Raw genomic sequence first — 16,437 nt, 5'->3', positions numbered from 1 at the left:
CGCATCAGCTGGGCAGCGGGTGCGGGTAGTGCTTCACCGGAGGCGAAGACCAACCGCAACGAACCACACCGGTCCACCGCGCTGGTATCGGCAACGAACACCGCCAGCATCGAGGGCACGAAATGGGTGACTGTCACCGCTTCGGTTTCGATCACCCGCGCCAATGCTGCGGGATCACGATGGGCATCCGGATCGGCGAGGACCAGCCGGGCGCCGACCTGTAGCGGCCAGAAGAACTCCCACACCGATACATCGAACGTTGCTGGTGTCTTCTGCAACACCACATCCGCCCCCGACAGTGCATGCACCGACTGCATCCACACCAAACGATTCACAATCGCTGCATGCGACACCGCCACACCCTTGGGTCGACCCGTCGACCCGGAGGTGAAGATCACATACGCGGGATTCCCCCCACGCACCACCCCACCCCGATCGGCATCGGTCACCGGCGCATCCGAATACCCCGACACATCCAAACGATCGATCCGGGTCTCGGCGACGCCGCAGTCCAGATCGGCGCCCGCCGACAACACGAGCACCGGCCGGGCGGTGCCGAGGATATGTGCACTGCGGTCAGTGGGGTGATCGGGGTCCAAGGGCACGTATGCGCCGCCTGCAACAGTGATCGCATAGATACCGACCACCAGGTCGATCGAGCGGCGAGCGCTCAGCGCCACCAGCGACTCCGGTCCGACGCCCTGCGCGACCAGCCAGCGGGCCAACCGGTTGACGCGCCCGGAGAACTCGGCATACGACAACGTCGTCGCATCGAAGGTCACCGCGGATGCGTCCGGCGTCCGGGCGGCTTGCGCCGCGAACAGCGAAGCGAGCGTCTCCGATTCCCTCGTCGGGTACGTGGTGGAGTTCCATTCGCGCAGGATCACCGCGCGTTCGGCGGCGGTCAACACCTCGACATCACCGACCGGAGCGCCCGGGTCGGCCACGACTGCGGTGAGCATTCGTTGGAATCGAGCGACATAGGACTCGACGGTCTGCGCGTCGAACAAATCGGTCGCGTACCGCAGGCTGCCCGATAGTCCCGCCGAACCGTCCGGCTCTTCGATCACCAGTTGGAGATCGAATTTCGCTCCGGTATCGGCGATCTCGACCGGGCGCACCGCCAACTCCGGAACCTGCAGCGCCTCATCGGCGATGGCGGGCATTGCCGGCGCAAAGCTGAACATCACCTGGAACAGCGGGTGTGCATCAGCGGAACGGTCCACTGCCATGAGGTCCACCAGGCGCTCGAACGGCAGGTCAGCGTTGGCGAATGCGGCCGAGTCGCCAGCCCGCACGTCGGACAACACTGCCGTGAACGGCGCGCCGGCCTCGACCCGAGTACGGAGCACCAGGGTATTGACGAACATGCCGACCAACGCGTCGAGCGCGCGCTCCCCACGCCCGCCGACCGGCGTACCGATCACGATGTCGGCGCTGCTGCTCAACCGGGCCAGCGTGGCGGCGAATGCCGCGTGCAGCGCCATGAACAGGGTCGCGCCGTTGTGCCGCGCGACGTTTCGCAGTCCGACGACCACGTCGGGATCGATCACGAACTCGATTGCAGCGCCGCGATGCGACGCCACGGTCGGTCGTGGTCGATCGGTCGGCACCGGCAGTCGCGCGGGCGCGCCGTCGAGCGCCGCACGCCAGAAGCGCACCTGCTGGTAGGCCACGTCGCCGGGAACGTCCTCGGCGCCGAGCAGTTCCCGATGCCACAGGCTGTAGTCCGCATATTGCACCGGCAACGCGTCCCAGTTCGGCTGCACGCCGCTCACCCGCGCCGCGTAGCTCCGAACGAGATCACCGACCAGAGGCGGCATCGACAGCGCGTCGGCGGCGATATGGTGCACGACCACCACCAGGACGTACTCGTCGTCAGGGACTGCATCGGTCTCGTCGGTCCGGTCGACGGCCAACAGCACGACCCGGGATGGCGGCTCGGATGTCACATCGAACCCGGCGCGCACGATCCCGGCCACGGTGTCGTGTACCGCGTCGGGGGCGATCGGCGCCGCATTCAGGCTCGGACAGACGTCGGCGCTGTCCAGAACCGACTGATACGGACCAGCGTCGGTCTCGGGGTAGATGGTGCGTAGGGTCTCGTGCCGCGTCAGCACATCCCGCACCGCGCTGTCGAGTGCGCCGATATCGAGCCGACCGCTCAACCGCAGCACGATCGGCAGGTTGTAGACGCTGTCGAGTCCGTCCTCACGCTCGAGTCGATTGAGGAACCACAAGCGCTGCTGCGCTGGCGACAACGGTACCCGCTGCGGCCTTTCCCGACGTACCAGTGCAGGCCGGGGCGCGGCCGTGCTGCCGAGCCGTTCCACCTCGGCAGCAAAGCCCTCCACCGTGGCCGCGTCGAACAGGGTGCGCACCGGGATCCGCACGCCGACGGCTTCGCCTGCGCGTGCGGTGACCGCAGTAGCGTCCAGTGAACTGCCGCCCAGCGCGAAGAAGTCGTCGTCCAAGCCGACCCGCTCGACCGACAGCACCTCTGCGAACACTGCTGCGACCAGCCGTTGCGCGGCGTCCACCGGGGCGCGGAACCGCTCCGCCGTGGGCGCGGGGACCGGAAGGGCGCCACGATCGAGCTTGCCGCTGGTTCCGAGCGGGAACGCATCGAGCTCGACCAGCGCCGCCGGCACCATATACCCGGGCAAATGCTGGGCGAGTTTGCCCTTCAGGGCCTCGAGGTCGAGCGTTTCACCCGGTGCGGCGATCACGTAGCCGGCCAGGACACCGCCGCTGGCGCCATGGACCACGTGGGCTGCCGCTTGACTCACCTCGGGCGCGGCCAACAGCGCCGTTTCGATCTCGGCGAGTTCGATGCGCTGCCCACGGACCTTCACCTGGAAGTCCGTGCGGCCCAGATAGATCAGCTCGCCGTCACGGCTCCAACGCACCAGGTCACCGGTGCGATACATGCGCGTGCCCGGCCCGCCGAACGGGTTGGCGACGAAACGGTCGGCCGTGAGATCGACTCGGCCGTGGTAGCCACGCGCGAGTTGCCGACCTGCCAGGTACAATTCGCCCGGCACCTCGACCGGCGCCGGTTGCAGCCTCGCGTCCAGCACATAGACCTGCGAATTCCACTCCGGCTCGCCGATCGGCACCAGCGGTGTGTCCACGCCGGTGACCTCGCGATAGGTGATGGATACCGCCGCTTCGGTCGGACCGTACAAGTTGTGCAGCCCAGCGTCGGATACCCGCGCGAACGCGGCCACCGTCTCCGGCGGCAGCGCCTCACCGATGACGAATACCGCACGCAGTGTGTCGAGTTCTCCGGGGCGGGCGTGGGTGGCGAAAACGGCGAGCATCGACGGCACGAAGTCGGTGAGTGTGACCCCGTGGTGGGCGATGGCCTCGGCCAGGTAGCGCGGATCGCGATGCCCATCCGGCGCAGCCAGCAACAAGGTCGCGCCCGTGCGCAGCGGCAAGAAGTATCCCCACAGCGATACGTCGAAGGTGCTCGCGGTCTTTTGCAGGTAGACGTCACCCGTACCCGGACGGTACTCCGCCTGCATCCAGGCCAGCTGGTTGGCGATGGCCTCATGGCTGACCGCAACGCCTTTGGGCTTCCCGGTCGAGCCGGAGGTGAAGATCACATAAGCCGGATGCTGCGGGCACAGTACGCCGTGCCGCTCGCGGTCGCTGATCGCGCCGGATGCATAGCTCGACAGGTCGAGCTCGTCCACGCAGTACACGTCGACCTCGGTTGCCCCCGAGTCGAACCCGGCCGCCGTCGTGGTGAGGATCGCCTGCGGGCGCGCGGTGTGCAGAATGTGACCGATCCGTTCGGCCGGGTGCGTGGGATCCACCGGGACATATGCGCCGCCCGCCCGCGCCACGGCGTACATCGCCACCACGAGGTCGATCGACCGCGACATGGCCAGCACGACCAGTGACTCCGGACCCACGCCGAGCCCGATCAGCATCCGGGCCAGGCGATTGGCTTCGTCGGACAATTCGATGTAGGTCCACCGTCGGGTGTCGGTCATCAGGGCGACGGCATCCGGGGTGCGGCGCACCTGCGCGTCGAACCCGTCGTGGAGGAACCGATCGGCCACCGTGTGCCCGCTGGCATTCCAGCTCGCGGTGACATAGTCCAGTTCACCCGCGTCCAGCAGCGGAATATCACCGATCGGCGCCTCCGGGGCGTGCACGGCCGCGCTCACCAGTCGGATGAACTTGGCCGCGAATTCACGCACGGTCGCTGCATCGAACAAATCGGTGGCATAGGTGAATTCGGCTCGATACCCGGATTCGGCGTCCGACACCGTCAGCTGGAGATCGAACTTCGCCGAACCGGAGTCGAAGTCGACCAGTTCCGTCTGCAGACCGGGCATGGCCAGTGCGACCGGCCCGATGTTCTGCATGAACAACGCGACTTGGAACAGTGGATGCCGCGCTGCCGAGCGCGCGGGATTCAGCGCTTCCACCAACTGTTCGAACGGAATGTCCGCGTGGGCGAAGGCTCGAACGTCTCGGTCGGCGACCTGCGCGAGCAGCGCGGCGAAACTGTTCGCGCCCTCCACGGCGGTACGCAGCACGAGGGTATTGACGAACATGCCGACCAATTCATCGAGTGCGGCTTCACCTCGACCGGCTATGGGCGTGCCGATCGCGATATCCGTGGTGCCCGAGAGCCGGGCCAGCAGCCCCGCCAACGCCGCGTGCAGCACCATGAACGGCGTGGCCCGGTACCGTGCCGCGACGGACTCGATGTCGGCGCGCAGCCCGGCATCGATGGCGAACTCGTATGTCGCGCCGCGATGGGTCGCGGTAGCCGGGCGCGGGCGGTCGGCGGGTAGATCGAGTTGTGTGGGCAGGTCGGCCAATTCGGCACGCCAGAATGCGAGTTGCCGGGTAGCCAGGGAATCCGCGTCGGACTCGGCGCCGAGTACCTGCTGCTGCCACAGCGCGTAGTCGGCGTACTGCACCAGCAGCGGCGCCCATTCCGGCGCCCGGCCGGCGTGCCGAGCGGCGTAGGCGGCCGCCAGGTCGCGCATCAAAGGACCCAGCGAGACACCGTCGGCCGCGATGTGATGGACGACGAGCACCAGTGTGTGGTCCTCCGGCCCGCAACGCAGCAGGCGCACCCGTACCGGGATCTCCTCGGCGACATCGAAACCTTGCCCCGCGACCTGGAGAACCGCCTCGCTGAGCCTGTCCGCCGACACGTCCGACACCGGTAGGTCGAGCACGGCGTGCAGCTGCCGCACTTGCTGCCTCGGCCCGCTCGCCGACTGCGGGTACACCGTGCGCAGCACCTCGTGCCGGGCCACCAGATCGGTGATCGCGGTCGACAGCGCGAAGACCTCCAGAGGTCCGTATACGCGCAGCGCGACCGGGATGTTGTCCACCGCAGCGGCGTCCAGTTCGCCGGCCGATTCGGTGTCGACGGCGAACCGATTCAGAAACCACATCCGCCGCTGTGCCGGCGAGAGCGGAACGTGCTCCGGACGCGGACCCGCGATCAGTGGCGGACGCGGCTGCGTCGGACGGACCGCCGCGGCAGCACCGGCCACGGCGGCCACGGTCGGACGGTCGAAGAAGTCACGAACATCCCCGGCGCCGCCGAGAGCCGAACCGATTCGGGCGACCGCGCGGGTGGCCAACAGCGAATTGCCGCCCAGGGTGAAGAAATTGTCGTCGGCCCCTACCCGCGGCACACCGAGCAGCTCGGCGAAGATTGCGGCGACCGTGGCCTCCGCCTCGGTCTCGGGAGCACGGTACCGCGGCGCCGCGGCGCCGAAGTCGGGTTCGGGCAGCGCGCGGCGATCCAGCTTGCCGTTGGCGGTGACCGGCATCGCATCCAGTGCAACCAGCATGGAAGGCACCATGTAGTCGGGCAGCTCCCGCCCGACGGCCGCCAAGACCGCGGCGGTATCCGCAGCATCGGCGTCACCGACGACATAGCCGACCAGATGATCGCCGCTCACCTGTCGATGCAGCACCACGACCGCCTGCCGGACCTGTGGATGCCGCAGAAGAGCTGCCTCGACTTCGCCCAGCTCGATGCGCAGGCCGCGCAGCTTCACCTGAAAGTCGGTGCGCCCCAGGTATTCGAGTTCGTCGGGCGCACCGTCGGTGCCGGACACCCAGCGCACGAGGTCGCCGGTACGGTACATCCGCTCCCCTACCGGCCCCTCCGGGTTGGCCACGAATCGGTCCGCGGTCAGACCAGGGCGGGCGACGTACCCGCGAGCTATTTGGATACCTGCCAGATACAGCTCACCGGCCACACCGCGCGCCACGGGACGCAGGCTGTCGTCGAGCACCAGCAGTTCGGTGTCGTCGGCAGCGACGCCGATCGGCACATGCGCACTGTCCGCGCAGGTCACCTCATGTGCGGTCACATCGACCGCGGCCTCGGTGGGTCCGTAGAGATTGTGCAGGGTCGCCCCGCTGAGGTCACGCCACGCCGCCGCGGTGGCCGGCGGCAAGGCCTCACCCGAGGCGAAGACCAAGCGCAGCGAGTCCACGTCCTGCGGCGTCGCCACGGCAGCGAACACCGCAAGCATCGAGGGGACGAAGTGGACCACGGTCACGGCGTGCTCGTCGATGATTCGGGCCAGGTAGGCGGGGTCTCGATGCCCATCCGGCGCGGCGATGGCCAACCGCGCCCCGACCTGCAACGGCCAGAACAACTCCCACACCGACACATCGAAGGTGAACGGCGTCTTCTGCAGCACCACGTCATCGGCTCGCAACCGGTACAGCCGCTGTCGCCAACGCAGATTCGCCACGATCGCTCGGTGCGTCACGGCGACGCCCTTCGGCCGTCCCGTCGATCCGGAGGTGAAGATGACATAGGCGATGTGGTCGGCGGAGCGTGCGATCTCGGGTGCGTGTGGTGTGGGCTCACCGTCGAACCGGTCGATCCGCACGATATCGATATCGGCGTCCCACTGCGGCTCGTCGCCTGTGGTGGTGAGGACCACCACCGGCTGGGCGACCGTGAGGACATAGGCGATGCGTTCGGCAGGATGATCGGGGTCGATCGGCAGGTACGCACCACCGGCTTTGAGAATCGCATACATGCCGACCATGAGGTCGAGCGAGCGTCGTACGGCCAAGCCCACCACGGTGTCCGGTCCGACGCCGCGCCCGATCAGGTGTTGCGCCAAGGCATTGACTCGGCCGTCGAACTCGGCATAGGTCATCGTGGTGCCGGCGCAGTCGAGCGCCACCGCGTCCGGGGTTCTCCGAACCTGCTCCTCGAACCGACTCACCAGCGTCTCCACCGGCGCCGAGGTGACGGTCAAGCTGTCGTGCGCCGCTGTGAGGGCATCGTCGAGCAGCGTCTCCAAGACTGCGCCGAGCGCGCCGTCACCGGATTCCAACAGCTCGGGGACGCGGCTGGAGACCACCAGGGGAACCAGCGCTTCCGCGCCGAGTCCCGCTCCCAGTGTGTCCGACAACACCGAGAGCTCTTCGGCGAATGCCGAGTAGGTGACGGTGACCTCACCATGACGCAGTGCCACCCGCTGCGGTTGCTGTTGCGCGACCGTCGCCACCAGGACGGGCAGGTCGTCGATGCCATACGCGCGCCGCAGAGCGGCAGCGCGATCACCCGGGGCGGACCGAGCGTCGATCGTGCCGAACGCGACCGAATCGGCGTGGTTCATCAGCGGTTTCCTTCCGAGTCGACAGCCGACTGCGGGTCGGCGAGCACCGTTTCCGCGGTGGCGAGCAGGGTCTGCAGCAAGGCCGCCAGGCCGTTGCCGCCCACGGCGGCGAGAATGCCGGGCACCAGCCCGGCGAGCGAAACATGAATCAGGGATTCGGGTTTGGCCGCCGTACCCAGGGCCTTGGCCACAGCCGTGAATTTGGCATCCAGCTCGGCAAAACCGATCGTGCGACCATCGTGTTCGAAGGCCGGAGCCGTGGGAGCGACACCGGCCGCGCGCGCGACGAGCTCGGGAAGATCGGCCATGGTTGCGGCGGGACGGGGACGTCGTTCGTCGTCGGTGCGAATGTCGATCGCACGGATCGTCATCCGCGGGTCTTCGACGACGGCATCGAGAACCCGCAACAACCGGACTCCGAACTCCTGCACGGTGGATGCGTCGAAAATATCCGTCGCATAGCCGAAGTGCAGCTCCAGACCAGCGCGTGGGTCATCGGACCGGGGGACCACCGTGAGCTGGATGTCGAATTTCGCTTCGCCCAGGGTGAGGTCGATCGGCTCGACCTGCAGCCCAGGCAGTTCGACCGAGCCGCGCGGCATGTTCTGGAAGGTGAGCAGCACCTGGAACAGCGGTGGGTAGGAGCCGGAGCGGGTGACACCCAACGCCTCGACCACTTGTTCGAACGGTACGTCGGCGTGCGACAGCGCGACCAGGTCACGGCGGGTCGCTTGCCGCAGCAGATCCCCGAAACTCACCCGCGGATCGACGTCGGTCCGTAGTGCCACCGTATTGACGAACATACCGACCAGCTCGTCCAACTCGCGCACCCCGCGGCCGGCCACCGGAGCGCCGACCACGATGTCGGTGGTGCCCGACAGTTTCGCCAGCAACACTGCGAGTGCGCTGTGCACCAGGGTGAACAAGGTGCCGTTGTGTGCCCGAGCGAGACGCTCGAGCGCCTCGGCCCGCTCACGGTCGAGGTTTTCGATCACCACGGCGCCATGCCCGTCCCTGCGCGCCGGACGCGCGCGATCGGTGGGCAGTGCCAGCAGCGCGGGCGCACCGGCCAGTTCTTGCTTCCAGAAGGCGAGTTGACGAGCGAGCAGACTGTCCGGATCGGCCTCGTCGCCGAGAACCTGCCAGTGCCACGCGCCGAAATCCCGGTACTGGATCGGCAGCGGCGACCACTCCGGCGCCCGTCCCGCCGACCTGGCGACATAAGCGCGGACCAGATCACTGGTCAGCGGTGCAACCGAATACCCATCCGCACCGATGTGGTGCAGTACCACGACGAGGACGTAGTCGTCGGGCGCGGTCGCGAACAACTCGGCACGCACCGGAGGTGCGGCGGTGATGTCGAAGCCGGCCGAAACCACTGTGGCGATCCGGGCGTCGAGGTCCGCATCCGACACCGAGGTCGGTGTCAAATCGACCACCGGCGCGGATACCACCTCTTGGATCGGCCCCTCGGCCGTATCCGGGTACCGGGTGCGCAGCGGTTCGTGCCGGTCGAGGACATCCGCGACCGCCGCGGTCAACACGGCCGCATCCACCGCGCCACGCAGCCGCAAAGCCATGGGGACGTGGTAGGCCGACGAATCGGGGGCGAGCCGGGTGAGCACCCATATCCGCTGCTGCGCGGGTGCCAGCGGCGTCGGTCCGGCGTCTGCACGGCGAACCAGGGCGGGCCGCGCACCGTCGCGATCGATGTCGGCCAACCGCAGCGCGAGCGCACCGACCGTTGGCGCTTCGAACACCGTGGCGACCGGGACGCGCCCACCCACCGCGGCGCCGAGGCGGGCAGCCAACCGGGTGGCCATCAGCGAATTGCCTCCGCGTGCGAAGAAATCGTCGTCCACGCTCAGGGTGTCGACGGTGGCCTCCAGACCGATGACCTCCGCAAAGGTATCCGCGACCAGGCGCTCGAGCTCACTGGAAGGCGTGCGGAAGGCGGCTTCGGCGAAGACCGGCGTCGGCAGTGCGGTGCGGTCGATCTTGCCGTTGGCAGTGAGCGGCAACGCCTCGAGCACGATCACCGCGGCCGGCGTCATGTATGCGGGCAACCGCGTCGCGAGCGCGGCGCGCAACGACATCGCGAGCTCGGCGTGGGTGTCCGCGGCGGCCTCCGGAACGGCGGCATACGCGATGATCCGGGTTCCCGCACCCCCGTCCGTCCGAGATACCGCGACCGCCGCGGCTACTCCTGGCTGCTGCCGTAACACGGTCTCCAGTTCCCCGAGTTCGATTCGGAACCCACCGATCTGCACCTGGAAGTCCGCGCGTTGCAGGTATTCCATCGTGCCGTCGGGGCGCCAGCGCACGACGTCTCCGGTCCGATACATCCGCTGCCCCTCGGCCGCGTACGGATCTGCCACGAACCGGTCCGCGGTCAGTCCTGGACGATGCTGATAGCCGCGCGCGAGCTGTGCGCCGGCCAGGTACAGCTCACCCGGCACACCGATCGGCGCGGGCCGCAGGCGCGCATCCAGCACGTAGGCTCGGCTGTTCCACACGGGCGCACCGATCGGCACCGCGTGCGGCTGCTCGGCACGAACGGTGAACGAGGTGATCGACACCGCCGCCTCGGTCGGGCCGTACAAGTTGTGCAGCACGGTCGCGCCATGGTGGCGACGCAGGAAGTCCGCCGCGGTGGCCGGTGGCAATGCCTCGCCGATGGCCAGGACGTGTCGCACCGACGGTGGCAGCGGTAGGTCGGGCTCGACTGCCAAAAGCATGCCGATCAGCGAGGGCACCGCGTGCAGCATCGTCACCTCGTGCTCGTGCAGCAGTGCGCGCAGCTGGTCGGGATCACGTTCGGCTCCAGGCGGGGTGACGATCAACCGGCCCCCGGTGAGCAGCGCAGACCAGAATTCCCACACCGACAGATCGAATGTCGCCGGCGTTTTCAGCAGCACCCGATCATGCCCACCGAGCGTGAATTCTCGGGCAAGCCACGACAGCTGGTTCACCACTGCCGCATGCGTGACCGCTACCCCCTTGGGGAGGCCGGTAGAGCCGGAGGTGAACACGACGTAGGCCGGATGATCGGGGCGCAGAGGGCGAATTCGCTGCGAGTCCACGATCGGCGACGAGTCGAAGCGCGCGAGATCGAGTCGATCGATATCCATTGTGGTGCAGCTGGTTTCCAGCGGCGTCGTGTCGCGCGAAGTGGTCAACACGGCCGCTGGGGCAGCGGTGGCCATGATGTGCGCGATCCGCTCGGCCGGATGATCGGGATCGATCGGTACATAGGCCCCGCCGGCACGCACCACCGCGTACATGGCGACGACCAACTCCAGTGATCGCCGCATCGCCAGGACCACGGTCGACTCCGGACCGATCCCTGCCTCGATGAGCCTGCGCGCCACCCGATTCACCCGTGCGTCGAGCTCGGCGTAGCTCAGTTCGGCTCCGGTGTGCGCATCGATCAGCGCGACCGCGCCCGGGCTGCGCGCGGCCTGCGCGTCGAACAGGTCCGACAACGTCACGTCCGGTATCGGGTGGCGGGTCCGATTCCATTCGGTCAACACCAACGCCCGGTCGCTTCCGAGCACGTCGATATCACCGACCGGTAGATCGGGTTGCGCTACGGCTGCCTGCAACACTCGGCCCAGTTGAGCGATGAACCGTTGCGCCGTCACCGGCTCGAACAAGTCGGTGGCGTACCCGAGCGTCAGCTCGAGACCGGCGGGCCGGCCGTCGCCGTGATAGTGGTCGACGACGAACAGATGCAGGTCGAATTGCGCGACGCCACTGTCGAAGTCCAGCTCGTGCACATCCAGATCGGGAAGCTGCACCTGCCCGCGGTCGTGGTTCTGGAACGAGTAACCGACTTGGAACAAGGGATGTCGCGCCGTCGAACGCACGGGGTTGAGCACTTCCACGAGCCGTTCGAACGGTACGGCGGTGTGGTCGAGCGCCGCGAGGTCGACATCGCGCGCCCGCGCCAGCAGACTGTCGAAGGACGCGCCGGCCTCAACTCCGACGCGCAGCACCACCGTATTGACGAACATCCCGATGACATCGTCGAGTTCGGCCGCGCCGCGGCCGGCCACTGGCGTACCCACGGCGATGTCGGCGCTACCGGACCAACGGGCGAGCAGCGCGGCGAAGGCCGTGTGCACCACCATGAACAACGTCGCTGCATGCCGTCTGCCGAGCGCGACGAGGTCCGCGTGCAACTGTTGGTCGATCGACAGGTGCTCCTTCGCGCCGCGCAGACTCTGTGTGACCGGGCGCGGGTGGTCGGTCGGCAGCGCGAGCTGGTCGGGCAGTCCGGCCAAGGTCTTGGTCCAGAATGCGATCTCGCGGGCGGCCACGGACTCGTGATCGTCCTCGACGCCGAGCAGGTCTCGTTGCCACAGTGCATAGTCCGCGTACTGCAGCACCGGCGCGGACCACGCCGGCGCCATGCCGTCTCGTCGAGCGGAATACGCGATCATCAGGTCGCGTACGAACGGCGCGATCGAAGATCCGTCGGCGGCGATATGGTGCAACACCGCGGCGAGCACGAACTCTGCCTGGTCGCGCTCGTGCCGCGCCGCAGTCCGGTCCACCCGCAGCAACCGCATTCGTACCGGCACCTCGGTAGTGACGTCGAAGGTGGTCTCGGCCAGCTCTCGAATCCCGGTCGGCACCTGCTGTTCGGACACCTCACCCAGCTCCAGCTCCGGAGTTGCCCGAGCAGCGGACTCGATCACCTGCATCGGGACGCCGTCGACCTGCGGATAGCGAGTGCGCAACGCTTCGTGCCGGGCAACCACGTCACCGAGCGCCGACTGCAGCGCGGGTACGTCGAGCACCCCGGACAAACGCAGGGCAACGGGAATGTTGTAGGCCGTGGAGGATTGGTCGTAGCGGTTGAGGAACCACATGCGCTGCTGCGCCGGAGACAGCGGAATCCGCTCCGGACGGGGTCCGGCCATCAGCACTGGGCGGGCATCGCCCATCGCGACGGCACTCACCACCGCCGCGAGATCGGTGACGCGCGGTGCATCGAACAGTGCGCGCACCCCGACGGTTCGCCCCAAAGCCGCACCGATCCGGGCCGTCGCCTTGGCCGCCAGCAGCGAGCTTCCCCCGAGGGCGAAGAAGTCGTCGTCGGCGCCCACCTCGCGCTCGAGCCCGAGGACTTGCGCGAACACCTCGGAAACGACCCGCTCGCTCGCCGTGGTCGGCGCCCGATACACGGTCGATTCGAACTGCGGCGCGGGCAATGCTGCCCGGTCGAGCTTCCCGTTGACCGTCAATGGGATGCGGTCCACCGCAACGATCGCGGAGGGGACCATGTGTTCGGGCACGCGTGCACCGACCTCGTGGCGTAGCGCGACGGTATCGACCGCATCATCTCCGGTCACGACATACGCAACCAGTCGCGGTTCGTCCACCAGGTCGGTACGGACCACCACGGCCACCTCGTGGACCGTGGCGGCCGAATCGAGCAGCGCAGCCTCGATCTCGCCGAGTTCGATACGGAATCCACGCAGATTCACCTGCTGGTCGGCCCGCCCGAGGTATTCGATATCACCGTCGGCAGTCCAGCGGGCCACGTCACCGGAGCGATACGCGCGCGATCCATCGCTCGCATAGGGGTCCGCGACGAACCGGCCGGCAGTCAGGGCACGCCGGTGCAGGTACCCGCGCGCCAGCTGCCCGCCGGAGACATAGATCTCGCCGGGCACTCCGACCGGGACGGGCCGTAGTCGATCGTCCAGGAGCCGAACGGTCAACCCGGGCAGTGCTGCGCCGATCACACTCGCCGAGTCGGTCCGACTGCCGAGCTCGCGATAGGACACATGCACCGTGGTTTCGGTGATGCCGTACATATTCACCAGCCCAGGAGTGTGCCGATAGCGTGTCAGCCACCCGGTCAGGCGCTGTGGCTCCAGCGCTTCGCCGCCGAAGATCACGGTGCGCAGCGCGAAGTCGGCAGGTTCGGGCTCGGTCAGATCGGCAGCCACGAGCTGGTAGAACGCCGACGGCGTCTGGTTGAGCACCGTGACCTTCTCGGCGACCAGCAGGGCGCGGAACTGCTGTGGCGAACGTGCGGTGTAGTAGTCGACCACCACGAGCGTTCCACCCGACAACAGCGCGCCCCATAGCTCCCACACCGAGAAGTCGAAAGCGTACGAATGGAACAGCGTCCACACATCCGCCGGACCGAAGCCGAAATGCCGGTGCGTGTTGTCCAATAGCCGCAGTACGTTCCCGTGCGGCACCACGACACCTTTCGGGTGTCCCGTGGAGCCGGAGGTATAGATCACATAGGCGGCATGGTCGGCGCGCACCGTTCCGCGCCGGTCGGTGTCCGTGATCGACTCGCCACTGAGCGCATCGAGTTCCGGTGCAGCGACGTCGAGCACCGGGCCGTCGAACCACTCCGGCGGCAACTCGGTGGTCGTTCCCGTGATCGCGCAGATCGGGTGAGCATCGTTCAGGACGTACTCGATCCGGTCACGCGGATACGCGGGGTCGATCGGTAGATATCCGCCGCCGGCCTTGAGCACGGCGAGCAGGGCGACGGTCAGCTCCAACGACCGTGGCAGAGCAACGGCCACCAGCGCTTCCGGCCCCACGCCCACGGCGATGAGCCGCCGCGCCAACCGGTTGGACCAGCTGTCGAGTTCGGCGTAGGACAGCGAGCGGGCACCGTCGCGCACCGCCACCACGGCCGGTTGCCGCGCAGCGGCCCGGGCGAAGCGAGCGGCCATAGTGCCGGTGACGTCCGCGGTGTCGGCCTCGCCGACTGCCCACTCGTACAACGCCCGCCGCTGCTCCTCGGCACTGAGCAGCTGGATGTCGCCGACCACCACGGTAGGGTCCGCAGCGATGGCAGCGAGCACCTGAGTGAACCGTCGGCCCAGGACAGCGATCGTGCTCGCGTCGAACAACTCTGTGGCGTAGCGGATCTCGATTCCCAGACCGTCCGCGCGACCGTCCTTGTCGTTCGATTCCAGCACCGTGAATTGCAGATCGAATTCGGCCACCGGCGAATCGAACTCGTGCATCCGCACCTGGAGGCCCGGCAACCGCACATCGGGCAGAGCGAAGTTCTGGAAGGTGAGCGCCACCTGGAACAGTGGATGCCGATTGCGAGCGCGGGTGGGGGCGAGCGCCTCGACGAGACGCTCGAAGGGCGCCTCGGCGTGGGAAAGCGCGTCGATGTCCTGGTCACGCACCGCATCCAGCACGGTTTCGAATCTGGCGCGGGAATCGACGGCGGTCCGCAGCACCACCGTATTGACGAACATCCCGATCAAGCGATCCAACGCCGCCGCGCCACGGCCGGCTACGGGGGTGCCGATCGCAATGTCCGAACCACCGGACACCCGGGCCAGCAGCACCGCCAGTGCCGCATGGACCGTGCTGAACAAGGTTGTCTCCCGTTTGCGCGCCAACTCCCTCAGCTCGCTGTGCAGATCGGAGTCGATCCGCAGGCGATGGGTCGCGCCCTGGTAGGACGACACCGATGGACGCGGGCGGTCGGTCGGCAACTCCAGATGCTCGGGAAGCCGGTCGAGTACCCCTCGCCAGTAGTCGAGCTGCGTCTCGCTGTCGGTGACTTCGGCCTGCCAGAGCGTGTAGTCCACGTATTGCACCGGCAGCGGAGCCCAGCCCGGCGCCACTCCCGACCGACGCGAGGTATAGGCGGTCATCAAATCCTCGGCCAAGGGACCGAGAGAGAACCCGTCCGCGCAGATGTGATGCAGGACAATGGCCAACACATGATAGGGGTCCTGGGCATCGGAGACGTCGAACAGCGCTGCGCGGAGCGGAATTTCGGCGGTGAGATCGAAACCGGACCCCGCGAGGGCGTGCAGCTGGCCGGCCAATGCGGATTCCGACACCCGCACGACCGAGACGTCCGGGTCCACCGCAGTCATGATCACTTGTTCCGGCCCATCCGGACCATCGGGGTAGACCGTACGCAAGGTCTCGTGTCGCGCGACCAGGTCCGCGACAGCGGTGGTCAGTGCCGCGACATCGAGGTCACCCGACATGTGCAGCACGATGGGGATATTGTCGATCGCGTCCGCGGCCGTGGACCGGTCGTCGGCATGGAATCGGTTGAGGAACCAGATCCGTTGCTGGGCCGGGGACAACGGAATTCGCTCCGGACGCGGCAGCGGCCGCAACGGTGCGCGGGCGCCGGCGCCACGGGACGCTTCGGCACGGTCTGCCAGTGCTGCGACTGTGGGGGCGTCGAACAGTTCGCGGACGCCGAGGTCGGTGTCGAGGGTGGTGGACAGTCGCGCGGTGACCTGGGTGGCGGTGAGGGAGTTGCCGCCCAGGGCGAAGAAGTCGTCGTCGAGACCGACGCGGGGCAGGCCGAGGACCTCGGCGAAGGTGGCAGCGACGATTTCCTCGACCGGTGTGGTGGGGGCACGCAAGACGGTGGCCCGGGGTGCGGGTGCGGGCAGGGCGGTGCGGTCGAGTTTGCCGGAGGCGTTGAGGGGCAAGCGGTCGAGGACGACGAAGGTGGTGGGCAGCATGTAAGCCGGCAGGGTGCGGGCCAGGCTGCCACGGACCCGATCGATATCCACACCGGCATCGCTATCGATATCCACATCGGCGTCGCTATCGGTGCCGGTGGTGGTGGTGGTGGGTGTGGTGACGAGGTAGGCGACCAGGTGTGGCGCGGTGGCGTGGTCCTCACGCACCACCACCGCGGCCTGGGAGATGGCTGGTAGCGCGGTCAATGCGGATTCGATTTCACCCAACTCGATACGCAGACCACGGATCTTCACTTGGAAATCACTGCGACCCAGATACTGCAACTGCCCCGCAGCGGTCCAGG

General features: G+C 67.7%; 2 protein-coding genes. Both read right to left on the bottom strand.

What is annotated here, in order from left to right:
• Positions 1 to 7,637 (bottom strand): non-ribosomal peptide synthetase (locus tag K940_RS0120605; protein WP_036529534.1); only part of this gene is annotated, 7,637 nt, incomplete at its 3' end.
• Positions 7,637 to 16,417 carry a non-ribosomal peptide synthetase gene (locus tag K940_RS29595; protein WP_081706534.1) on the bottom strand — a complete coding sequence of 2,927 codons (8,781 nt, stop codon included), beginning with the start codon at positions 16,415 to 16,417 and terminating at the stop codon, positions 7,637 to 7,639. The genes K940_RS0120605 and K940_RS29595, both read right to left, overlap by 1 nt.
• Positions 16,418 to 16,437: the final 20 nt, after the last annotated feature.

The sequence above is a fragment of the Nocardia sp. CNY236 genome (genome assembly GCF_000482385.1).
Taxonomy (GTDB): domain Bacteria; phylum Actinomycetota; class Actinomycetes; order Mycobacteriales; family Mycobacteriaceae; genus Nocardia.
Note: the sequence above shows the minus strand (reverse complement) of the source record. Positions and strands in the feature narration are given on the sequence as shown.